This window comes from Neobacillus niacini NBRC 15566, from assembly GCF_001591505.1.
In the GTDB taxonomy this organism is placed as follows: Bacteria; Bacillota; Bacilli; order Bacillales; family Cytobacillaceae; genus Neobacillus; species Neobacillus niacini.
The window spans coordinates 202,223-226,366 of record NZ_BCVA01000003.1 but is presented as its reverse complement, the minus strand read 5'-3'; the positions used below and the strand labels follow the sequence as shown (position 1 = coordinate 226,366).

Here is a 24,144-nt window from a genome sequence, read left to right as displayed (position 1 = left end):
GCCGATTTTAACTTATTCTCAGTGGAAATAATGTTCAATCAATGGTATATACTTTCAAAAGGCAACAATACTTGAGAATAGAGCCTGCCAAAATGAAAATAACACCGACGTCTTTAAACAAATGTCGGTGTTAGAAACGTTTTTAATCATTACTCTCTAATAATGGAATCTTAACTTCTACCCCTAACCGTGTAAGTAACTTAGCAAGTGTCTCAAGTCCAGATTTCGGATTGATTTTCGTTTCAAGGTAATAGGTGGTGCCTGTTAGTTTCGATTTATACGTATGCAATTGCGTAAAAGTTCGATTATCTTTATGAACGGGTTCAAGCGCCATGGCATAGCGTTTTCCCGAATCAGTGGAACCGAGAACAACTCCCTCTTTTATCATTTCATGAAGAGGAAGATGATGATCTTCAATCCAATTTAAACCTTCCTTCCAAAGTGCTGGAACAGTTTCACCACGAATAACCGTGTTTCCTTTACCGAGCTTTACATTGATATACAAGGAATCCCATTTTTTATAACTAGTCCGATTATGCTCCTCAACCTCTGGTATGACGGCGGAGGCTTTTTCAGTTGCTTTTTTCTTCAGCTGGTCAAATAACTTCTCTACTGTTCCAACCCCAACATTTTCATATTTTGCTAGAATAACTAGTTCCTTCGGCAATTGACCAACACTTTCAATTTGATCTTCATTAAGTTGTCTTAATAGGCTTGGGATTCCCGTGAATTCAGCGGAGGTAAGCTGGACCTTGGAAAGTTCCTCAGTGACTATGATATAGTCAGATTTGTAAAAGAAAAATAATTCTCCTTGCCGTTCAAGCGATAGATTCCTTCTGATTTTTTCTTCCTCAATAAAGGTTCGTAATTCTTCAAAGAAAATTTCGTCATTCTTTTCGCTAAAACGTTTCACATGCTTGTGTAAGCCTAATAGGTTTTTAGGCAGCTCACTCATGATTCGTGCTTGCTGCTCTGCCCCTAATCGAATCAGAAAGGTTTCGGATTTATCAAATCGTTGTGGTAATAGGAAAGCGTCCCTAAGAAAATACGGAACTTCTACTTGTCTGCCATTAAACGTAATGGTACGAATCGTCGTTATACCTGGAATTCCCTCTTCCACTGTGTGTACAGCTGCTTCAGGCGTTTCAACACTCACTGCCGCTTCTTTTAGTGCAGACTCTGTAGAAAGCTTTTCTACCGAATTAGAAAGGAGCTCTTCAAGTGACTTGAGTCTAATTTCCAGCTCAGACATATCATATCTTTTTTCCATTATCGGAGATGGATCCTGATAATCCGGAACGGTAATATCTACTGGTCCATATACCTCGACATACCATTTAACTATTTTGTACAATGCCTCCCAAGACAATAGCGCCTCAGAATACCGGAACATTCTTGAATTATGGGCAGCTTGATTTCCAATTTGCCTAACAAAATGGAGCGCATCACATATCTCAGGAAGTAAATATCCTTTGTCATTAAGCATATCAAGATGGTCTTTTAAATTGGCTCGAGGGTCTTCTGGCAATTCCTCTGCTCGAATCACCTGTTGTAAAATATTCTCTACAAAAACACGTGCATGTGTCAGCATTGTTCTTGGGCTGGTAAAGATACTATTCTCCAATTCACGTGCAACTAACGCCAGTTCTTTAGAAATAGGCTCTATAAATTGATAGAAGTAAGATTGTTTATCCATCAGAAAACTCCTCTAAATATATAATATTCTTATTTTATCATACCGGAGCATAATTGGAATATACTAGTAGATTTCTCCATTAAGAAAAGCCGCCTCTAAAAAGAGAACGGCTTTTACATACGCTATTTAATTCGTAAAAATTGTTGCAATGATTTGGTCGTATGACATTCCACTATTAACTGTAAATGAACCTGGTCGTAGGGCATTTTGTAACCCTCTTGCTTCAATATCTTGAGTGAATTTGAAAGCATCTGGAATCAATTGAGCTTGAAGAAGAACATTAGCAACATCAATACTTGTCATTCCATCTGCTACATTTACAACTACTTGAGTTACGGGTTTATCCTTACCTTCTTTATCTGCAGGCTTCGTTTCAACATCCTTTGCTGCTTGCAAAGTCTTTTCTAACTCTTCTTTTGTTTGCACAACATAACCAGCAGATTCAAGTTGATCCTTCATTTCTGCTTTAGTTAGTTGAGTTTTCTGGGAAGATTTTGCTGATGCTTTTTGATCGGGATAATCATCAGTAAAGTAAACCACACCACAAATCGTTGTAGCAATAAGAATTCCTGCTGCAAAGCTGCTCAATAAATTAATTCGCATTGGCAACTAGTCCCCCTTCATCCTTTATTTTCAGATAAGGTGTTAGCAGCTGTTCAATTTCTGTTACTGGTACTTCTTTCATCTCAGCGATGCTTTCAATCGAGTAATTACGTCTATATAAATCTATTACTTCACGCATAAAAAGCTTCTCTTCTGCAGAAAGTTGAATTCCAGCTTCTTTTGTTACAACTTCTATATCAAGCTCGATATCTCGGATTGAGTCTTGAATGCTATTGATTTCTTTCATCATGGATACATGTACTAAATCAATTTGCTTTTTTTCAAGCTTTGAGTCACGGTATGTCTTAACTATTGAAAAAACGAGCAATAATGCGGAAAGAAGAAACAATCCGAATAAAGTCCATTCCATCGAAATCTACCTCCTTCTTGTTAATAGACCAACACAAGAATCTATTATACATCCAAAATAAATAAATTTCGATTTTATTCTACAAAATACATCAAAAGTCTGAGAGATTTGTCAAAAAACAGGTGATAAGGATTTCATTTGCTATATGTTTTTGGTTGGTGAACCGAAAAAAAGCACCCAAAAAATGGGTGCTTAACTTCTGGATAATGGTTTAAATAGATGGTGCTTCCATCCCCATTTGGCTCCATTCTTCCCTCGATGGACCATATATTCCTGGAACCTGAACGCCTGCTTGACGCATCAGGACGGTCATTTGTCCACGATGATGCACAATATGCTTGATTAGCATATTAAGCATGGAAGCTTTTTGCAGTTCTCTTCCAAACACGTTTTTAGTTTCACTAAGGTTTTCATCTGTCCATTGTTGTCTAATTGCTTCACTAGTTTCTGCACTAACGCTTCGGAACGTCTCTGCTATTTCCCTTGCCGAAGTTGGAACACTTAATTCATTCTCCACACCTTTTACCGTTACACCAAACTCCATTAGCATCCCTGGAGTACTAGCAACGATGTGCCAAGCAATAGAGCCTAATGTACGATCTTCAGGTGAAATTTTCTGTTGCAGTGATTGATCAGTTAGAGCGTCTAATACCTTTTGTGTTGAAGCCGCTTCTTGATTCCATTCATCAATAAATTGAGAGATTGCTGTATACATTGTATGTCCTCCATTACTAAATTTTTGATTACCTTAGCCATATTATACCACTTATACTGATAATACAAAATTATCCATGCTAACTAAGATTTTCTATTGGAAATCCTAATAATTAGGCGTGAATATTGGGGACTTGGAACCATTATTGCTTCGATGGCTAGAGTGAATCCTAAATTGTATATTTTAACTTTACGACTAAAAAATTCATCAATGTACATAGTAAAATTAAACCAATAAAATGAAATCAAGGAGTAGTCGTATGAAGATAAAATGGAAAATATCTATTTTGATTACTTTTCTAGCGGTAGAATTATTAACAGCTTGTAATACAGAAAAAAGAGAATCATTAAATCATGAAAATGATGTAAATTTTCGTCCTGTTCGTTACGAACGTAAACCAAATGTAAATGAGAGTAATAATGATTATAAAAACCAAGATAACAGACTAGACTTACAGAAAAAAACCCCCTTACAACCAGAAAAATAAGATAATTCTTCCATATTCAACAAACAAAACCCCTACTTTTTAAAAGATAGGGGTTTTGTTTTAACACTTTCTCTATGTTTGTAAAACGAGTAAAAAGAAGTTGCATAAAAGATGGATAACGTTTAAAACTGGAAAATAATAAAAAACTTAGTAATCATGATTTATTTCACATACAAAAGAATCCAAATATTTTAGAATGTACTTTAAAAATAGAAATCGGGTGTAGAAATGTCAGTAGTAACAGAATATTTGGATGTAGATATATTATTTAACTCTTTTAGCTCACTTGCTGTGGATTGTTTCTTTGGTTGTGATCAACAAGAATTTTTCACCTTTAAAGACTCTAAATTCCGTTATTATCAAATGAAGCATGAGCAGGCTGCCGTTCATGCTGCAGATGGGTACGCACGAGCAACTGGACGTCCTGGGGTGGTCCTGCTTACATCTGCTGCCGGAATCACAAATGGAGTTACAGGGATTGCAACAGCCTTTAGTGACTCCATACCGTTAGTCATAATCGCAGGTCCTCTTAGGCAAGATCCATTTAAAAAAGAAGCACTGCAAGAATTAGATATTTCAGGACTCACGCTGCCCATCACTAAGCATGCTTCTAAAATTAATGCCCTGCAAGGTTTTAACGATGTTTTTAAAAAGGCAATAACGATAGCTGCTGATGGCAGACCAGGTCCTGTTTTAATTGAACTCTCCTCAGAAACGACTATAAAAAATATTCCAACGAATCGTCAGAATACAACAAAAGTCAATAAGACTATCCTTGAAAAATCAGTTAATGCAGCAAAAGATTTAATTGAAAATGCCAGAAAACCTGTTCTTTTTATAGGAGGCGGTGTCATTGCTTCCGGTGCAACAAATCATTTAAGAGAGTTTGTGGAGAAGTCCCGTATGCCGGTCGTAAGTACCCTTTTAGGTATAGGTGCAATGGAAGCACGAAACCCGTTATACTTAGGGATGTTAGGGATGCATGGGACGTTTGCTGCCAATAAAGCTGTACACCATGCTGACCTTTTAATTTGTATTGGGGTTCGTTTTAGTGATCGTGTGACAGGAAGAATTAAGCGGTTTTTCACCAAAGTCGAAGAAGATTCATATCGATATTGACCCTGCTGAAATCAATAAAATCATTTCAGTAGATTTACCCATTGTCAGTGATGCCAAAGAGTTCATTTTAAAACTAAATAATTATTTAGATTATCAACAAATTAGTAATAATACCGAAATCTGGACAAACGAAGTGGTGGAATGGAAACGGACTGTCCCCCGATTTGATAAATCCAATAGTCTGCTTAAACCTCAGACCGTAATTCGGCTCTTAAGTGACTATTCCGCTCCTGATACCATTGTAGTAACAGATGTAGGTCAGCATCAAATATGGACGGCTCATCATTATGCGTTTACTCAGCCAAGAACACTTATTACATCCGGCGGCCTAGGAACGATGGGATATGGATTGCCTGCTGCTATTGGGGCAGCTGCCGCCCATCCGGGAAAATCCATTATTTGTGTATCTGGTGATGGCAGTTTTCAAATGAATATTCAGGAATTGATTACGATAGTGAAGTATCAGCTTCCAATTAAAATTGCGATTTTAAACAATTGCTATCTAGGCATGGTCCGCCAATGGCAAGAACTGTTTTATCAGGGACGTTATTCAGAAGTTAAAATGATTTCCCCAAATTTCGTTCAACTCGCCGTGGCCTATGGTGTGACAGGATTCAAGGCCCAATCAGAGAATGAAGCCAAGCTGATTATTGCTGAGGCATTTCAACATAAAGGGCCCGTTCTCATCGCGTTCAATGTAATGGAAGAAGAAAACGTGTATCCGATGGTGCCCCCGAATCATAGCAACGATCAAATCCTACTATCCCGTTAAAAAAACTCCAAACCTTTGTATAATACAAAGGTTTGGAGTTTTTCTCCTTAATCCTTTAAGACGACAATCAACTGTCCACCCCAGGCGGACAAAATGGGTGGTTTGTCCACGAGCGGTGACAGGCACCAATTTATATCTATTCTAAATTAGCAAATATGCCGGCTGCATTTGCGACTAGTTCGTCTTGGTCATTGTAGATATTACAGTAAAGATGGTTAAGGGTCCTTCCCTTTTTGATGAGGTGGGCATCTGCGGTAAGGAAATCACCTTTTGCTCCTTTAAGGTAGGTGGTTTTGAGATCGACTGTTACGACTGATTGTAGTGAATTTTCATCTTCATCAAAGGCATTACAGGCATTGCCCATTGCTAAATCTGCCAATAAACTAATAATTCCACCTTGAACATACCCTACTGTGTTTAAAAGTAATGGCTGCACTGGCAATATAACTTTTAAATTAGTATCACTAATTTTTTCATATTTACAATTCAATAAATGATCGAATGGATTTTTAATATACTGTGTTTCCAGCTTCATCACCCCATATATACACTAAAAAATAGGTTGAATCTACTCATATAGATTTCACCCTTCATTCAACCGTCTACCTCAGAAGGACAAATTAGTTGATTTGTCCACGAGCGGTGACTGGCACCAAAAATGGCACCCAAAAATTAATATTCGTAAAATCCGCGGCCGGTCTTTCTGCCGTAGTGTCCTGCGCGAACCAATTTTCTTAATAATGTAGCAGGGCGGTATTTGGAGTCGGCTGTTTCTTCGTAGAGTGTTTCCATTACCATGAGCATGACGTCGAGCCCGATCATGTCAGCTAGGGCTAATGGACCAATTGGATGGTTGGCTCCTAGTTTCATACCAAGATCGATATCTTCTTTTGTGGCAACCCCTTCTTGCAGGACGAAAATTGCCTCGTTTATCATTGGTGCCAATATTCTGTTTACTGCAAATAATGGTGCTTCATTTACCGTAATCGATTTCTTGCCAAAGCTTTCACACAAATCCTTGGCAATCATATAGGTTTCATCTGAAGTATCATTGCCACGGATGATTTCGACTAGTTCCATAAGCGGTACTGGGTTAAAAAAGTGAGTCCCGATGACCTTATCTGCCCGTTTCGTAGCAGAAGCCATTTCGGTAATACTTAAGCCAGATGTATTAGAACAGAAAATAGTCTCATGCTTACATATTTGGTCAATCTCCTTATACAACTCTTTCTTTTTCTCCATATTCTCGATAATTACTTCAAAAACTATGTCAGCCTCTTTCAAATCATCCAATCTAGTAGACGCTGTAAAACGCTCTAGAATAGTCTCAACAGTATCATTAAGTTTCCCCTTTGAAGAAAGTTTCTCCAAGCTCTTTTTGATAATACCTAAACTTCTTGTTAAATAATCCTCTTGAATATCTGACAAAATGATTTGGAAACCCGCACACGCAGCTACCTGAGCGATACCCGATCCCATGCTCCCGGCCCCAATCACACCGATGGTTTTAATAGACATGTTACACCCTCCAAATATTATTCTTATATTATACCCCTGTAAATTTAGGAGCCCGTTTTTCCAAGAATGCATTCACACCTTCTTGCATATCTTCACTTGCAATAAGATTGGCTTGAACCATAGTTTCTTGTTCTAAAAATGCCTCCCAAGGAAGTTGGGCTGTATGATTCAACATTTTCTTCACGTAACTATTACTTAATGGCGGCCCATTCATAATTTTCTGTGCGAATTCACTTGCGCCTTGAAGTAAATCACCATCCACTACCTTATTAACAATTCCCCATGTTTCCGCCTCTTCTACACCTAAAATCTTTCCGGTAACAATCCATTCCTTCGCAATGGCAGTGGGCACTCGTTCAGATAGTAACTTGATTAAGCCCAAATCCGGAATAACTCCAATATTCACAAAGCTTAAGCCAAACTTAGCTGTCGAGTCAGCTACAATGAAATCTGAAGCCAATGCTAGGCTAAATCCGGCTCCTGCTGCAAAACCATGAACAGCTGATATCACATATTTATCCATATTCAAAATTACTCGAGTTACATTTATCGCTTTATCTAAATAAGAGATAATTTCCCTTTGTTTCGTAAATTGCTGAATCGTTTCTAAATCTCCTCCAGCACAATAGGATTTCCCCTCGCCTGATAAAACAATAACTTTCACTTCTGGATTTTTATCCAGACTTATAAGCGCTTCTGTTAAATCCTCTACTAAATCAGTAGATAAAGAATTTAACTTTTTAGGCCGATTTAGAAAAATAGAACCAATACCGTTCTCAATTTTTACGATTATAGGTTGAGACATTGTTATTTCTCCTCTATAAAAAATTATTTTCCTTGAAACAGCGGCTTTTCCTTCGCTAAAAATGCTCGTGCACCTTCCTTTTGATCCTCCGTTGAACAAAGGCTTTTAAATTGAACTGCCTCAAGCTCTAATGCTTCATCCATTGGCAAATTTAGACCTTGGGTAATCGCCTTTTTGGCAGCTTTGATAGCAAGTGGCCCTTTTTTCTTTATCTTCGCAGATAAAGTATGTGCACGATTTAGTGCTTCACCTGCTGGAACAAGGATATCTACTAAACCGATTCGGTATGCCTCACTAGCATCGATGTTATCTCCGGTAAAAATAAGCTCTTTCGCTTTCCCAGCTCCTACTAATCTAGGCAAACGCTGCGTTCCTCCATAGCCTGGAATAATTCCTAAATTCACCTCAGGCTGTCCGAATAATGCTTTTTCACCTGCAATCCGAATATCACACGCCATCGCTAATTCACAACCAGCTCCAAGAGTAAATCCTTCAATCGCAGCAATTACCGGAACTTCAAAACTTTCAATCTTATTAAAAATTTGGTGGCCAATTTTCACAAGGTCGTATCCTACTTCAGGAGTCATATCAATAAACTGTTTAATGTCTGCTCCAGCTACAAACGCTTTGTCACCGCCACCAGTAATAATAACGGTTTGAACATCAGAATTTACCCTTACCAAGTCCAAAGTCTGATCCAGTTCTTCCATAATCTGTGCGCTCAGTGCATTTACTGGTGGATTTTCAATCGTAATCACTGCTGTCTCTTTTTCTAGATTTAATTTTACAAAAAGTGTCTTCAACATCATTCTTACCTCCATCTATGAAAAATGAACTCTATTAACGGAATAGACCAGTTGCACTAAATTCCTCGATTTCTTCTAAAGAATAGCCAAGATTTTTCATCACCTCTTCTGTATTCGCCTCTGATAGTGGTATACCCGTATGACGATACTGAGGAATAGATTCAGAAAACTTTATCGGATTGGCAATTTGTTTGACGGTTGACCCCTTTGGTCCTGGAACTTCAACCACCATCCCTCGCTCTTCAACAAGAGTTCCCTCTAATACTTCACCTAATGATAGTACGGGCTCGACACAGGCGTCTGCAGCATTAAATAATCCCATCCATTCTTCTAACGTCTTCGTCCTTAAAATCTCACGAATCTCTTCTTTGATTTGAGCCACATTTTTTGGTTCCACGCCTCCTGCAGCCAGTTCAGGTCGACCAATAGTTTGACAAAAGGCCTTGAAAAATTGTGGTTCCACACCACCGAAACTAAGGTATCTACCATCCTGAGTTTCATAGTAATCATAAAGAGAGCCCCCGTTGAGGAGATTTTCCTCCATTCCAATGTCTTTACCATTTACTAGATAGCTAGCACCCTGCATAAATGAATTAAACGCAATCATTCCATCGGTCATTGAAACATCAATATGCTGACCATTGCCAGTTCTCTCTCGATAAATAACAGCAGACAAAATTCCAATGATAGCATTGTTGGAACCAGCAGCAATATCTGCTACTTGTATGCCAATCAGCGGAGGTCCTGACTCTTTTTTTCCTGAATAAGAAGCAACACCCGACATGGCTATGTAGTTAATGTCATGACCTGCACGATCCCTCATGGGTCCTGTCTGACCGTACCCTGTTAAGGAGCAATAAATTAATCTTGGATTTACTTTTTTAAGACTCTCGTAATCAAGGTTCAGTTTCGCCATCACACCTGGTCGGAATTGTTCGATGATAATATCATACTCGCCTAAAAGCTGGTGAATCACGTCAACTGCACGAGGATCCTTAAGATTGAGGGGCATAACCTTTTTGTTCCTGCTCAATTGTGCCGAGACGGCTGACAACTCTGTTCCAGGGAGAAAAGGTGGTAGAAAATCGACTACATCTGGGCGCGACCCCGATTTTATCCTTAATACCTCTGCACCCATATCCGCCAAACACATAGTGGCATATGGCCCCGGAACCAATGTACTGAAATCTAATATTTTTAAACCTTCTAGTGCTCCAGCCATTTTTTTCTCCTTTCCTATCCATTTTATTTTTTCAAAAATGCTTTCGAGCCATCGCTGATATTTCTTCTGGTAGTTTAAATGATAGTGGTTCTTGATGCAGCGATTGGAAGAAGTTTGTATCACTTGTATTTAGATAACCGAGAGTAAGACGCGGTACAAGACGAACATGAATCGGCTGCTTCATTTGCGGGTATGGTGAAATATGAACCATTAAATTAAAACTAGCAAATCCCTGTTCACTTAAAGTTGCAAAAATAGAAAGTAAACCTTTCGAAAAATGAAGCCAATCTTGTTCGGTTACTTCGTCAATCGAATAGGCTTTTGTAAAAACAGCTAAGAAATCATTATGACTTTTCGGTGCAAAGGCGTGAAGCCAAGCAATATCTCCAGTTTCACCGATCCATCTTTCTTCTTGCTTTTTTTCAGTTTTACATAATGTCGCAAAATATTCCCTTCCTGTATCACGTTCAAAAGCAAGTGTTTTTACTAATGTAATTCTTTGATAATTTGTCGGAGAATCAGAAACCATTACTTGAATATGCGGATGAAGAATACTGCCTCCTGATAATGGAAGGTAATTCCAGTTGATGGACGCATACTTTGCACTACTATCTGTAGCGGCTACACGTTGTATATAGGTTTGTGCAGCAAAAAAGGCATCTTTTATCATTTCGACTGTAAAATCCTCTAACCTCACATAATGCTGTTCAGAAAAAATAACAACTCCATTATGTTTGCTATAGGGGAATAGGTTTGGAAATACAATGGCATTTCCTTGAAAAATTTTCCCTTGATCTGCTATTTCACTATTAAATAATGGTGTCAGCTTGAGAATGTTTTCGGTGCAAAACGGACATTTCTTTCCACCTGTTTGCATAGCAGCCTCGGTATAATCAGGCGGCTGTATGTTCAGCCCAGGATCAAAAATAAGCCGAGATGATTCCCCTGTCAGCGGGTCAAACCGAATTTCTGTTTTACGTTCAATACCATTTCCCTGAGTATCTCGAAAGCTGAACCATTCTTCTTGTTTACGAAAGTCTATGGTCATGACCCAATTCCTCCATTTACTTTGCTGGCAGCTGTGCTGCACCGTCTAGCATAATCGTTGTTCCATTTAAATATGGATTCTCAACAATATGTCTAACCGTTGCTGCATATTCAGACGGCTTACCGAGCCTCTTTGGGAAAGGAATATGTTGGGTTACTTCCTGTTTAAAGTTCTCAGGCATTCCACTAGACATTTGTGTATCAAAAAGCCCTGGGGAAATCGCAACAATCCGCATCCCATAATCCCCAATCTCCCGAGCAATTGGAAGAGTCATCCCGACTACTCCAGCTTTTGATGCACTATACGCCGCTTGTCCTAGCTGACCGCCAAAGGCTGCTGCAGAAGCAGTATTTACAATAACTCCTCTTTCACCATTTTCATCAGGTTCATTCTTCAACATCTCTTGAACAGCATATCGAACCACATTCATCGTACCAATTAGATTGACTTGGATTACCTTATTAAATTTATCCATTGGGAAAAGTCCCTTTTTGGAGTGGATCTTTGCACCAAAAATAAGACCTGCACAATTGACTGCCACATGAATCCCGCCAAAAGTGTTCGAGACAGTTTCCACCGCTTCACGTACAGAATTTTCATCACTTACGTCAGTCTTGCAAAAAACAACGGATTCACCAAGTTCTCTAGCAAGACTTTCTCCGCGGTCTTCATTCATATCTAAAATTCCGACATTTGCACCGTGTTCCACAAACAGCCTTGTGCAAGATTCACCAAGGCCCGATGCCCCGCCGGTTATGATAAATACACGATTTTCAATATTCATTTTTTTCTCTCCTTAATAGCCCTTAAATTCAGGTTTGCGTTTTTCTGTAAAAGCTTTAAGTCCTTCTGCTAAGTCATAGGAGCGAACATGCTGCCGTAAATGAATCATCTCATGGCGTAACGCTGCTTCCTGTGTTTGATCCACAGAAGCGTTCGCTACTTCTTTCATTCGTTGGAGCACCAATGGACTTTTAGCAGCAAGCTTCTCAACATAGTCTTCCACTTCCTCCAAAAGCTGTCCATCACCAACAACCTGATTAACTAATCCGAATCTTTCCATCTCGGCAGCAGTGATGAAATCACCACTAAAAAGAAGATGTTTAGCGCGATTTAGCCCGATTTTCTTCGGCAGCACTGCCGCACCACCCGCACCAGGAAAAACGCCAAAGTTAGAATGAGCATCCCCCATCTTAGCGCTTTCAGCAGCAAAAACAATGTCACAGCACATGACAATCTCCAGACCACCCGCGAGTGCTAAACCATTGACGGCCGCAATAACTGGTTTTGGCATTTTACGAAGCAGACCGCAAACCTCATCGAACATATCTAAAAAGTCCTTCGTCCCAGGTTCTGAATTGTTTAAGGACGAAAGAACATTTTTGAGGTCCGCCCCAGCACAGAAGGCAGAACCTGCACCTGTAAGGATAACGGCCTTAATACTGCTATCGGACTCACATTCTATTAAAGCTCGCTCTAAATCACTAAGCATGGATAACGAAACAGAATTCATATTCTTTGGAGTATTTAAAATAATCCAAGCACCGGCACCGCGGCGCTCAAATTGAATAGTTTCAAACTGCATGGCTTTCTCCTTTCCATTAAAAAAATATCAGTTTTTGTTTAATTGGTAATTCTGTACGGAACAAGTACCGCAATCCTTAGCAGGTGCCCGAGCCTTATCCAAATCTTGTTCCTCTTCTACTTTTTTCCGATTACCCGTTGCGAAATCATTTGCAAATAACGCAGCCCCTAGAGCACCTATAATCTGAGGTTCATCAGGAATAAAAATAGACTCACCTAAGGATTTTTCTAGAGCATGAACCAATCCAATATTTTTGGCCCCACCACCAGTCATCATCACTGGCTTCTGCAATCCAACACGCCCAACCAATCCTTTCATTCTCCCCGAGATCGCCTTATGCATACCAGAAAGAATGTCTACCGTTGTGTGACCTTCTGCCACTAAGGAAATGACTTCTGACTCAGCAAATGTTGTACACATGGAACTGATTTTGATATCCGCATCTGATTGCATCGACAGCTCGCCAATTTCAGTTAATTCAACGTCCAACGCTCTCGCAAGAACTTCGAGGAATTGACCAGTCCCAGCAGCACATTTGTCGTTCATCGCAAAATTTTTAACATTTCCCGAAGGATCGACCGCGATTACCTTACTGTCCTGACCGCCAATATCAATGACTGTTTTTACTTCTGGAAAAAGGTAGTTAGCTCCTTTTGCGTGACAGCTAATTTCAGTAAGATTCTTACCGGCAATTTCTAACCTTTTCCGGCCATAACCTGTGCTTACGGTATAAGCAATATCATCAAGAACCAGTCCTGCTTTTTCCAAAGCGTCATCAATCGCCATCATGACGGCTTTTTGACTAACAAATCCCAATTGTTTAACACTATATGAAACAATTCGTTTATTTCCATCAATTATTACTGCTTTTCCCGTTAAGGAACCGCTATCCACACCCATTGTAAAAAAGGAAGAACCATCACTTTTCGATGTCATTTAACTCTCTCCTTCATTATTCTGTTTTTCTTTAAGGGATTACTTCTCCCTGTTTACACCTGTCCGGGAACCACTGCCCCGGACAGATCTACAATTTATTATCCTCTGCTTTTTTGTGCTTCGAGACTTTCAATCAGTGCTTCGATTCGAGTATTAACGAGTTCTTCCTTATAGAAGGAATCATCCACCATATCACCCTCAAAAGAAGTAGATTGAATGCCCATCTTTTTATTTAAGTTTTCAGCTAATAAGAAATGCGAACGTGAGAAGGATCGGCAAGTTCTTGCACCATGGAAGACAATACCGTCGATGGAATAATCTTTGGAAAGTGTCATCATTCGCTCTTCGGTAATCGGGTAGCCAAGGTTAAGCTGACATTCCAGATGGTTAATCGCAATGCCTCTTAATGGATGTTCAGGATCGATCGTATCAGGCTCGTGCCAGAAGGCCATATGCGTATATCGACCCGCAACAACTGTGGCATCATAGCTTGCAAACTTATCAGCCATCCAGCCCAGCTTATTCCAATTCATAATTCCTTCCCAGAAAATACGATACTTTTCATTCGGTACAGCACTAACACCGTTGTCGAGTCTCTCTTGAACCTCGTCTTTAACGGCTTGCATGGCTTCGATTGTTCCTGGCCATGCTGTGAGATAGTTGACCGGTGCAATTTGAATGGACCAGTCAAAGAAGCTGGCAGGAGCTGGTTTCGCCTTACAAAGTTCCATCGCTTCCATGCGAAGCTGACCAACTTTCTTCGTAACACCCATTAGTTCTTGGAACTTATCCCAGTTATATGGCTTGCCGCTAACTACCTCTAAAAACTTAATCAAATCTTCAAACTGTCTAACAACATATTTTACATTTTCCTCAAATTCTTCCCCTTTCATATAGGTAGAACCGTTACGCCCCATATGATACGGAATAACCACATTGAACCATGGAATTTTTTTACCAAACACACGCTCGATTGCCCAATCCCACTGTGGTCCAGTTGAACAACCTGGATAACAAGTAACAATCGCATCAGGTGCTGGGATTTCGGTCGCAATTGGACCTGGGTTTAAATCATCCGGGACACCTAACTCAGCAAACATTGCACAACCCATTTGTGTTCTTGCATAAGAGCAAAGTTCACGATTAAATCCCTTGTTCTCAGCAAAGGTTTGCGGTTCTTTTTCCTCGTGTCTAGCTGCTACACGTGCACCGTACCCTTCACCGTGTATCCAAGCCATATCCTGTGCCGCCATAAATGGTCCAATTGGTAGTCCAGTAGTATAAACGACCTTTTTACCAGTCTTTTTTGCATTGATTAAATCTTCCCAATACTCATTGACAAGCTTGTTAACCAATTTTCCGGATTTTAATCGATTTGCTCTTTTCGCTTCCTGTACTGCCATCTATCATCATTCCTCTCGATTTTGTTTGCTTTTTTTAATTTTTTTAAACAGCCATTTCTACAAAGGCTTCTAATCTAGTCTTAATGGTTTCGATAGAATCTAGTTCATGTGAGATTTCTAGGAGTAGGTGTGGGATTCCAGCCTCTTGCATGGCATCTTTAATATCTGGGTAGAAGAACATATGCGGTTCACAAAATTGCGCCATCACAATGACAAGTTGATCTGCCTTGTACTTTCTCATAGAATCTACGAGGTATTGAGGCCAGTCAGTTTTAGGATCACATCTAGTCGGACAAGGGACGTTTGTATTTTTATCAATATAATGTGCAGCAATGGCTGCCAGTGGTTCCCTGTCTTCAGTAATATTGTCACTGATATATCTGTAGCCGTGGAAAAGGTCATCTCCGACCACAACAGCTCCTGATTGTTCAACAAGTTCTAATATTTCGTTTTTCGGTGCGCCGCAGAAGCTTCCAGATAAGAAGACACGCACTCCTTCTTCCTTGATAGAATCCTTGTTAGCCTGAAGCTTTGGAAGCAGGGTCTCTAAAATCTCGTTATGCTCTTCTTTCGGAATCACCATGCTTGATTTAATAATGGACAGCATGTCGCTAGAAGATAGTAGCGAAGGATGGACGGATTTTAACTCGTATATCTCTCGAATAAGACTGCGGTTTTTGTTATAGATGCGAATGCTATTTAGGATTTCCTCGTCACTAATCTCTTTAGCTGCGAATCTTTCAATGTCTCGTTTTAATTCTTTTAATCCTGTAACAATATCTCCATGAGTCCACGCTTGATTGCCTACAGGCAAGCGGAAAAACATGTTATTGACCTTGGGTAGAAGATTCCCTACAACTTCTGCACCACCGACGGCTTGGATACAATAATCTCCACCGACAAAGCCGTCTAAGAAATCTAATTCTCCCTTTGCTGCTTGATCGACGATACTGCGAGTCGGACCACAGAAATAGGAAGGATAATAAGCGTGACCTGTAGTAATCGGTTCCTCCTTCACTTGAAGAACAATTGGTAAAACACCTGCTGCATGTAGTAACTCTTCTGGAAAGTGCATGATGTAACAGCCGATAATCTTGGAGCCAGTTTCCATTTTCCATTCCTTCGCTCTTTCATAAGGGTCAGCTGCTATTTGGGCTAATTTATTTAAGATTTCATCTGATGATAAATTTTGGTACATAATCGTGTTCCCTCCTATTTTTATTAAAAGAATTATGAAGACTTACCCTGCAAATGAAAGACCACCATTAATACTTAAGGTTTGACCTGTAATTCTATCGGATTCTGGTGAAGCAAAGAAAAGTGCAGCCTCGGCAACATCCTCCGCATTTGGTAAACCAAGCTTCGCACGGTCCACGGCTTTTTGAAAAACATGCCTTGCTTCTGTAGCCATAACGGCATCAAATCCTGGAGTATCTTGGATGACCGTTAAACACAGAGCATTCACACGAATCTGCCAGCGAGCGAACTCATTTGCCAACGCTTTGTTCATTAGTACAAGTCCTGCTGCCGCTGATCCAATCAATGACTCTCTTGGGGTCGCAATTCTTCCTGCATCAGAGGTAATGATGACAATCTTTCCGTAATTTTGCTCTCTCATATGGTCGAGCAATGCACGGATTGCATAAAGCCTAGACGATTGTTGGCTATTTATGCAGCCGTCATAATCATTTGGGTCTAATTCGTGAAAGAATTTTGCATATTGAACGGTTGCACCGCCATTTGCTATTAAAATATCAATCTTTCCCATTTCAGCAACGGCTCGGTCTGCCATCTGTTTGACGGAATCATAGACAAACAAATCACATTCTAAAAATATTGCCTTTCTGCCCAGTTCTTCAATTTCGGCAACCACCTGCATTCCTGCTTCGTGATTTCTACCACTTACCACAATATCTGCCCCACTTTTTGCAAGCTTCAATGCAGTTGCCTTTCCAATTCCATTTGTTCCGCCCGTTACGAGGGCAACTTTTCCTTCAAGATTTGTAATCATTGGTTTTCTCCTTTTTTAGACAAGGTTAAATATTCAGATATTTCCATAGAGATTAAGACTGGAGTACACGGCCAATGGCCATTACCTCTGCCTCTTTCGTTCCTTCATAGATTTCAAGAATTTTCGCGTCACGGTACCATTTTTGGACATTGTATTCCTCCATATATCCGTACCCGCCATGAATTTCGATTGCCGCATTTGCACAAAAGACAGCTGTCTGTCCGCCTAAGTATTTTGCCATTGCTGATAGAGTAAAATCAGGTTTTCCTGAATCAACGAGCCATGCCGACTTATAAACGATATTTCGTAGTGCCTCAACTTTGACAGCCATCTCCGTTAATTTCGTCATTGTCGCCTGGTAGCTGCCAATCGGGTTTCCAAAGGCATATCTTTCTTTTGAATATTTGACCGCTTCATCAAGGCATGCTTGCGAGATTCCCAATGCCTGAGCCGCAACCATCATCCTAGTAATATCAAAAAAGTGCATGAGTTGTGGGAATCCTTTTCCTTCCGTACCAACCAGATTGGACTGAGGAACACGGACATTTTCAAAGGAAATTTGTGCCGTATCACTAGACCGAATTCCTAACTTTCCATGAAGCTTACTTCTTGTGACTCCCTCACTATTGGCGTCAACGATGATTTGAGAGAATCGCTTATGCCTTTTCTCATCTGGCTGTGTAGTAGCTTGAACCACCATAAAATCACTAACTGTACCATTGGTAATGAAAATTTTACTGCCATTGATGATGAAATCATCACCATCTCGAACCGCCCTTGTTTGGTAACCTGCTGCATCCGTTCCGGCATTTGGCTCGGTAAAAGCTCCTGATGAAACCCACTCTCCTTTACAAACCTTCGGTAAATATTTTTGCTTCTGCTCCTCGGACCCGTATAAGTAAATCGCTTCACATCCGAAGCTTGCCGTGATAATATTTGTACCAATTCCCATGTCTACACGGGATAGCTGTTCTGTAATGATGGCCTGACCTAATATCCCCATTCCAGCCCCGCCATACTCTTCTGGAATCCAGGCTCCAACGAGTCCCAGTTCTGCAGCTTTTTTTACAATTTCAGGGGTATATTTCTCTTCTCTATCACATTCCGCTGAATGTGGAGCGATTTCATTTACTGCAAATTTATAGGTCATATCCTTTAACATCGACAATTCTTCTGTTAAGTTATAATTCACAGTTCCAATACCTCCACTTATACTTTTTCTAAGATATGAATACACATGGCTGCTTCTTCGACTCCAATGCTGCCGCCGCCGTTTTCAGCAAGACCAATTTTTGCTCCAATTACCTGTCTGTTTCCTGCTTCTCCTCTAAGCTGGGTAACAACTTCGTATATTTGTGCAAGACCGGAGGCACCAATTGGATGACCCCTGCTTTCAAGTCCACCACTTGTATTGATTGGAATTGATCCTCCGAGAGTTGTGGCACCAGATTCTGCTAGTGCACCGCCTTCACCAGGAGGGCAAAATCCCATCGCTTCACTTTGGTGCAGTTCACCATAAGCCGTAGCGTCATGTAACTCTGCTAAATCAATATCCTGTGGACCAAGCCCTGCTTTTTCATAAGCCTCTTTTGCAAGTCTTTCACCGATATCCTCACCATCAAGGTCTCTATCCGTACCTTGGCCATGTACGGAAGCAAGAATTTTTACTGGACGTGATTTCTGTAATTTTTTCAAAAATCTCTCAGAACAAACGATAACTGCAGCTGCCCCGTCCCCAACCGGCGCACACATACTGCGCGTCAAAGGATATGTAACAGGACTGTCATTCATAACTTCCTCTATGCTCATTCTGTTCTGATACTGCGCTTTTGGATTGAGGGATGAGTGAAAATGGTTCTTCGCTGCGATCACTGCTAGTTGTCGTTGAGTCGTCCCATACTTGCTCATATGCCAACGAGTCATCATCGCATAGACATCCATAAAAACACTTCTTCCAGCACCAGGTGCTGATTCTTCAGGAGGAAGTGCAACATCTAAGTTCTTCCCATATTCCAATAACGTATTGATTTGCTTATCAAAATTTTCTACATCCATACAGCTGGAATAAGCGGATAACGATTTCGCTTTGTCTGGATTGGTCAACTTTTCAGAACCAACCGCAATGGCGACATCGTACATTCCTGCTCGAATGCCAGTATACGCTAGGTGCAGTGCAGTTGAAGCTCCCGCACATGCATTTTCAACATTGGTTACAGGTATTCGGTCAATTCCCATTCCCCTGAAAACCACCTGACCGCGTATGGAATGCTGCTTATCAAACATTCCCCAAAAAGTATTCGAAAAGAATCCAGCCTGTAAATCCTCTTTACTTACCCCTGCGTCTTCCAAAGATTGTTGGATAACCTGCTCCGCCATCGTTCTGACTGTTTCACCAGGATACTTTCCAAATTTGTTCATCCCAATTCCGATAATATAAACATCTTGCATTTTTTTCCTGACCCCCATTCCTTTTATTGATTTTGTGTATTCATATGTACCTAAACTATAGAAAGTAGCGCTAGCTACTACTCTAGTATTCTAGGCCTGGAGCTTAAACACTGCCTGATAGGAAAAGTCTGTTAATGACTCAGCAGCTATTTGTGTTTCCCTTTGACTAGCAGGCTGCCTCATTAGATGATGGCCATATCCTTCAAACATACAAGCTAGTGCTCTAATCGTGACATCGACATTCAAGTTATGGCAGTATCCCTTTTTCATTGAGCCTTTGATATCACGCTCAATCCGTCTAAATAACCTTTCACTTATTTTCAGCCATTTCTCTTTAAAGTGTGTGTCCACCATCATAGCTTCTTTTAATGCAAGAAGTACACCTCTGTTGTGATTGTAAAAGTCTAGAATTTTCTGGGCTTCCATTCTCATCGCTTCATATAGATTTACTGATAAGTTTTTGGATTGGACATCTTTGTCTACCTTTTCTAATAGTTCGTCTACCAATTGGTCTAGGAGATCATTTTTATTCTTGAAATAATGGTAAAAGGTTCCATGTCCTACATTCGCTCTTGTCGTGATGTCTTTTACAGTTGCTTTCGTGTAACCGATTTCAGAAAACACTTCCATAGCACAAATCTTGATTTGATCCTGATTCAAGGTCCTGCGGTGGTCTGGTTTCGTTGCCTCCTGAGATCTTGACATTTTCATATTTTTAACTCCCATTTTTCATAAATTTTACCTTTATCAACATTGTAGTCACATATGACACCAATGTCAATATTTAAAAACATGAAATTTTCAAATAAATCTAACTATTTTAATATGCGCCTAATACTATACTTCGCTAACTTTATACAGATTTAAAACAAATAGGGTGTCCTTTTATCGGACACCCAAGAAAGATCCCACACTTTTATATTTTTTTAAATTTCTGCATATTTTTTTTCGTATTGAAGTTCGCCTTTTAAAATCAACTCACGAAGCTTGAATTTTTGAAGTTTGCCTGTTGCAGTTATCGGAAACTCACTAACAAAACACCAAAATCGTGGTCTTTTAAAACCAGCCAAATTCTTTTTACAGTACTCGTTCAACTCTTCAGGCGTCGGTTTTTCCTCAAGGTTCTTCGGAATAATTACAGCCGCTACTTGCTCTCCCCAGTATTCGTCAGGAAGTCCGATTACTGTTGCATCAGATATTTGGGGATGATTTTTTAGTAAGTTTTCGATTTCAGCAGGGTAAATGTTTTCACCGCCACGTATAATCATATCCTTCAATCGACCCGTTATTCTTAGAAATCCGCGTTCATCCATAGAACCGAGGTCACCTGAATGAAACCAGCCATCAGGCGTGAGAACTTTTGCAGTCTCTTCAGGCATGCCATCGTAACCTAACATCGTCTGAAAGGAGGAACGGTAGCAAAATTCTCCCTGTTCCCCAATCGGCAAAACCTCGCCTGTTTCTGGGTCAGCAACCTTAATCTCACAATGTGGCATCGGTTGGCCAAGAGTCTCTGATTGATCTTCTATAGAATCGTCTCGATGAGTTTGTGAAACAACCCCATGCATTTCGGTTTGACCAAAAACAATTGAAACCCCTATCCCTAATTCTGATTCGACACGTCGTACCAAAGCTGCTTCCACTTTGGAAGCACCAGACATGAAATGCTTCAAAGTTGAAAGATCAAACTTTTTGCGCTCAGGATAGTTTAATACTGCCTCTATCATTGTAGGAACTAGGAGTGAAAATGTCCCGCCTTCCTTTTCAATCAATTCAAGAACAAGTCCCGGTTCAAATGAAGGTACCAAAACTTGAGTACCTCTGAGCATGATAACACCAACTGTTGCTAGCCCACAGCCGCCAATATGGAACATAGGCATAGGATTTACCCACACACCACCAACTTCCAAACCTGCACCTTCCGCATTAAAATAACATGCATTAACAGTCCCCTTATGGTGAAAAAGAACACCTTTTGCGAAACCGGTGGTTCCGGAGGTATACATGATAATACATGGGTCTGTTGGTTCTACTTTAGGAAAAATAACAGGTTTACCAGACTCCATGAAATCGTTTAGGCTGGAAATTCCTATTACTTCACGCAGACTTGGAACATTCGGACGGATATGATTAGCAGTAGCAAGCATATCATGCCCCCTATACTCTTCGATTAAGAATAAGCCTGCTGAACGTGATTTTTTAAGAACATATTCTAGTTCATTTGCTTTATATGCCGGATTAACAGTAACCATGGTCATTCCAGCAATGGCACATCCAAATTCAATGAGCACCCATTCAACGACATTTGGTGCCCAAACTGCAATTCGTTCCCCAGGCTTAAACCTATTTAGCAAGGCTGTCGCTACCCGTTCAGCGTCACTAAGTAATTGACCATATGTCCACCTCCTACGCTGAGTAGGATCTGGAATCCCTTCAACCAAAGCAATCTGATCTGGAATTTCTGCAGCAACCTCTCGTAATGCCTGACCAAGCGTCCAATCTAGTAATGGTCTGGAAGTGTCTGCTGGCCAGTAGGACTCAGTTAAACGAGTCGTACTATAAATATTGTCCTTCTTCAAAATGAATCTCCCCTTCATAAAATGTTTAGCGTACAACTTAATTAAATTGAATATTCCGAACATAAAAAACTGTATAGGAGGATATAATTTTGCAGTGCTAAGTCAATGACAATTAAGAAAACCTATAATCAGAGGGTGCTCCATATATGGAGACACCCACTAGAGACTCCCAGTACCAAACTAACAAAAGCAATTAAAAAACTATTTTATTTAAACTAACAAACTCTAAATTTGAAATATATTTGTACCTTGTTGAACTTCACCATTTTTAACCATTTCCTGCAGCTTAAATTTCTGGATTTTCCCCGCCGCAGTTTTCGGAAATTCTTTCACGAAGTACCAATTCCTTGGTCTCTTAAAGCCAGCCATATTGGCTTTACAATACTCTGTAAGCTCAGATTCTGTTGGCAGGTCTTCAAAGGATGTTGGAATGACAAGAGCAGTTACCTGTTCGCCCCAATATTCATCCGGTATACCTACTACTGCTATATCTGCAACCTTAGGGTGGTCTCGTAAAAGTGATTCCACTTCACTTGGATATATATTTACACCGCCGCGGATAATCATATCCTTTAATCGACCCTTTATTCTAATAAAACCACGTTCATCCATGGAGCCAATATCACCGGAATGCAGCCAGCCATCGTCTTTAAGTGTTGCAGCTGTCTGTTCAGGCATATTGTAATAGCCAATCATGGTTTGATATCCGCGACAGCAAATTTCTCCATCCATTCCTAGGGGGACCACTTCACCTGTTGCTGGATCAGCAATCTTTACTTCAATATGTGGATATGGTTGTCCAATCGTTTCGGCCTGATCCTCAGGTGAATCATTAAGATGCGTTTGTGTTGTTCCTCCGTGCATTTCAGTCTGTCCACAAACGATTGACATCCCACATCCTAACTCTTCCTTCACACGGCGTACTAAATATGGCTCAACCTTTGACGCACCTGATAGAAGTGATTTAAAGGTTGAGAGATTGTATTTTTTTCGATCAGGATGGTTTAAGATTGCTTCTACCATGGTTGGAACAAGGAGAGCGAATGTTCCCCCCTCACTTTCGATTAATTCTAGGAACAGTCCTGGATCGAAGGCATTAACAAGGACATGAGTGCCTCGTTGCTGAAGGGTACCTAGCACCGCAAAACCGCAGCCGCCCATATGGACAAGTGGCATAACATTGACCCATACACCACCAACTTCCATCCCTGCACGTTCTGCCATAAATTTAGTACTGTTCGTTATCCCCTTATTGTGAAGGATTGCACCCTTTGATTTACCCGTTGTACCTGAGGTATACATGATGACAAAAGGATCATCCGCCTTTACGACCGGAAAAATGGTCGATTGGCTACCACTATTCATGAATTCCTCAAAATCCGAAAAACTAATCACTTCCCGCAATAACGGCAAGTTTTTACGAACATTGGTAACAGCCTCAAGCATGTTATAACCCCGGTATTCATTAATAAGGAATATTCCTGCAGCTTCAGATTGACGTAATAGGTAGTCGAGTTCTTTCTCCTTTAATGCGGGGTTAACAGTCACTAAGGTAACACCTGCAATAGCACACCCAAATTCAAGCAGTACCCATTCCACTTCATTAGGTGCCCAAACTGCAACATGCTCTCCTTGTTTAAATTTGGTAAGCAGAGCGGAAGCAACTCGTTCTGAATCAGCTAGAAGCTGGGTGTAGGTCCATTTTCTGCGCTTTGCCGGATCCGCAACCCCTTCAACTAACGCAATCCGGTCAGGCACCTCAGCTGCGACCTCCCTTAATACCTGAGCCACCGTCCAGTCGTTGAGCGGACGTGAGGTGTCGGCCGGCCAATAGGATTCTGTTAATCGAGTAGAACTATAAACCTCATGTTTCGTCAAATTAATCTCTCCCTTTGCATCCATTTAGTAAGACTCTATAACTCCTGTAGAATCTAAAGGTGCATAAAAAACAATCTTTTGTTTCCCCAAAGTCATCCTTTTAACTTTTAAGAATGTAAGTACTTTGCTTGGTTCGAAGTCCT

Annotated in this window: 24 protein-coding genes; 3 read left to right on the top strand and 21 right to left on the bottom strand. The window is 40.4% G+C overall.

Features of this window, described 5'->3' with window-relative positions; genetic code table 11:
- Positions 1–142 precede the first annotated feature (142 nt).
- From BANA01_RS04515 to BANA01_RS04500, 4 genes are all read right to left on the bottom strand, one after another.
- Positions 143–1,696 (bottom strand): DUF4145 domain-containing protein, encoded by a 1,554-nt coding sequence (locus BANA01_RS04515; protein WP_235847060.1) that lies wholly within the window; start codon positions 1,694–1,696, stop codon positions 143–145.
- A 126-nt stretch (positions 1,697–1,822) separates the two neighbouring features.
- Positions 1,823–2,299, bottom strand: coding sequence for an MltG/YceG/YrrL family protein (locus BANA01_RS04510; RefSeq protein ID WP_063251847.1), 477 nt, complete (start codon positions 2,297–2,299; stop codon positions 1,823–1,825).
- The gene (locus BANA01_RS04505; RefSeq protein ID WP_063251846.1) at positions 2,289–2,669 is read right to left on the bottom strand and encodes a hypothetical protein; all 381 of its coding nucleotides are present in this window, start codon (positions 2,667–2,669) and stop codon (positions 2,289–2,291) included. The genes BANA01_RS04510 and BANA01_RS04505 overlap by 11 nt, the downstream gene beginning before the upstream one ends.
- Positions 2,670–2,880: 211 nt before the next feature.
- Positions 2,881–3,384, bottom strand: coding sequence for a DinB family protein (locus BANA01_RS04500; RefSeq protein WP_063251845.1), 504 nt, complete (start codon positions 3,382–3,384; stop codon positions 2,881–2,883).
- A gap of 259 nt (positions 3,385–3,643) precedes the next feature.
- On the opposite strand from BANA01_RS04500, the gene BANA01_RS04495 reads away from it, so the two are divergent.
- The 3 genes from BANA01_RS04495 (at position 3,644) to BANA01_RS30285 (ending at position 5,762) form a co-directional block, all read left to right on the top strand.
- The gene (locus BANA01_RS04495) at positions 3,644–3,871 is read left to right on the top strand and encodes a hypothetical protein (RefSeq protein ID WP_063251844.1); all 228 of its coding nucleotides are present in this window, start codon (positions 3,644–3,646) and stop codon (positions 3,869–3,871) included.
- 228 nt (positions 3,872–4,099) lie between these two features.
- Complete coding sequence (locus BANA01_RS30295; RefSeq protein ID WP_063251843.1) at positions 4,100–4,990, top strand: thiamine pyrophosphate-binding protein; 891 nt, start codon at positions 4,100–4,102, stop codon at positions 4,988–4,990.
- A 136-nt stretch (positions 4,991–5,126) separates the two neighbouring features.
- On the top strand, positions 5,127–5,762 hold the full coding sequence (locus tag BANA01_RS30285; protein ID WP_235847059.1) for a thiamine pyrophosphate-dependent enzyme: 636 nt from the start codon (positions 5,127–5,129) through the stop codon (positions 5,760–5,762).
- Positions 5,763–5,898: 136 nt separating this feature from the next.
- On the opposite strand, the gene BANA01_RS04480 is transcribed toward BANA01_RS30285, so the two are convergent.
- From BANA01_RS04480 to BANA01_RS04400, 17 genes are all read right to left on the bottom strand, one after another.
- The gene (locus BANA01_RS04480) at positions 5,899–6,297 is read right to left on the bottom strand and encodes a PaaI family thioesterase (RefSeq protein WP_063251841.1); all 399 of its coding nucleotides are present in this window, start codon (positions 6,295–6,297) and stop codon (positions 5,899–5,901) included.
- A gap of 137 nt (positions 6,298–6,434) precedes the next feature.
- Complete coding sequence (locus BANA01_RS04475) at positions 6,435–7,280, bottom strand: 3-hydroxybutyryl-CoA dehydrogenase (RefSeq protein WP_218008379.1); 846 nt, start codon at positions 7,278–7,280, stop codon at positions 6,435–6,437.
- 28 nt (positions 7,281–7,308) lie between these two features.
- Positions 7,309–8,085 carry an enoyl-CoA hydratase/isomerase family protein gene (locus BANA01_RS04470; protein ID WP_082799387.1) on the bottom strand — a complete coding sequence of 259 codons (777 nt, stop codon included), beginning with the start codon at positions 8,083–8,085 and terminating at the stop codon, positions 7,309–7,311.
- A gap of 23 nt (positions 8,086–8,108) precedes the next feature.
- Positions 8,109–8,891, bottom strand: coding sequence for an enoyl-CoA hydratase/isomerase family protein (locus BANA01_RS04465; protein WP_063251840.1), 783 nt, complete (start codon positions 8,889–8,891; stop codon positions 8,109–8,111).
- A 34-nt stretch (positions 8,892–8,925) separates the two neighbouring features.
- Complete coding sequence (locus tag BANA01_RS04460; protein ID WP_063251839.1) at positions 8,926–10,113, bottom strand: CaiB/BaiF CoA transferase family protein; 1,188 nt, start codon at positions 10,111–10,113, stop codon at positions 8,926–8,928.
- Between the two features lie 31 nt (positions 10,114–10,144).
- On the bottom strand, positions 10,145–11,161 hold the full coding sequence (locus BANA01_RS04455; RefSeq protein ID WP_063251838.1) for a hypothetical protein: 1,017 nt from the start codon (positions 11,159–11,161) through the stop codon (positions 10,145–10,147).
- Positions 11,162–11,177: 16 nt separating this feature from the next.
- Positions 11,178–11,945: an SDR family NAD(P)-dependent oxidoreductase gene (locus BANA01_RS04450; RefSeq protein ID WP_063251837.1), complete on the bottom strand. Its 768-nt coding sequence runs from the start codon at positions 11,943–11,945 to the stop codon at positions 11,178–11,180.
- 12 nt (positions 11,946–11,957) lie between these two features.
- The gene (locus tag BANA01_RS04445) at positions 11,958–12,746 is read right to left on the bottom strand and encodes an enoyl-CoA hydratase/isomerase family protein (protein ID WP_063251836.1); all 789 of its coding nucleotides are present in this window, start codon (positions 12,744–12,746) and stop codon (positions 11,958–11,960) included.
- Between the two features lie 27 nt (positions 12,747–12,773).
- Positions 12,774–13,682 (bottom strand): acyl-CoA dehydratase activase, encoded by a 909-nt coding sequence (locus BANA01_RS04440; RefSeq protein WP_082799386.1) that lies wholly within the window; start codon positions 13,680–13,682, stop codon positions 12,774–12,776.
- 98 nt (positions 13,683–13,780) lie between these two features.
- Positions 13,781–15,085, bottom strand: coding sequence for a 2-hydroxyacyl-CoA dehydratase subunit D (locus BANA01_RS04435; protein WP_063251835.1), 1,305 nt, complete (start codon positions 15,083–15,085; stop codon positions 13,781–13,783).
- Between the two features lie 43 nt (positions 15,086–15,128).
- A complete protein-coding gene (locus BANA01_RS04430) occupies positions 15,129–16,283 on the bottom strand; it encodes a 2-hydroxyacyl-CoA dehydratase subunit D (RefSeq protein WP_063251834.1) in 1,155 nt (384 codons plus the stop codon).
- Between the two features lie 42 nt (positions 16,284–16,325).
- Positions 16,326–17,096 (bottom strand): SDR family NAD(P)-dependent oxidoreductase, encoded by a 771-nt coding sequence (locus BANA01_RS04425; protein WP_063251833.1) that lies wholly within the window; start codon positions 17,094–17,096, stop codon positions 16,326–16,328.
- Between the two features lie 52 nt (positions 17,097–17,148).
- Positions 17,149–18,288 (bottom strand): acyl-CoA dehydrogenase family protein, encoded by a 1,140-nt coding sequence (locus BANA01_RS04420; RefSeq protein ID WP_063251832.1) that lies wholly within the window; start codon positions 18,286–18,288, stop codon positions 17,149–17,151.
- A gap of 17 nt (positions 18,289–18,305) precedes the next feature.
- Entirely contained in the window at positions 18,306–19,544 is a 1,239-nt protein-coding gene (locus tag BANA01_RS04415; RefSeq protein WP_063251831.1) for a thiolase family protein, read from the bottom strand.
- A gap of 90 nt (positions 19,545–19,634) precedes the next feature.
- Positions 19,635–20,255: a TetR/AcrR family transcriptional regulator gene (locus BANA01_RS04410; protein ID WP_063251830.1), complete on the bottom strand. Its 621-nt coding sequence runs from the start codon at positions 20,253–20,255 to the stop codon at positions 19,635–19,637.
- Positions 20,256–20,470: 215 nt separating this feature from the next.
- A complete protein-coding gene (locus BANA01_RS04405) occupies positions 20,471–22,123 on the bottom strand; it encodes an AMP-binding protein (RefSeq protein WP_218008378.1) in 1,653 nt (550 codons plus the stop codon).
- Between the two features lie 225 nt (positions 22,124–22,348).
- Positions 22,349–24,001, bottom strand: a complete 1,653-nt coding sequence (locus BANA01_RS04400) for a class I adenylate-forming enzyme family protein (protein ID WP_218008377.1) — start codon at positions 23,999–24,001, stop codon at positions 22,349–22,351.
- Positions 24,002–24,144 lie beyond the last annotated feature (143 nt).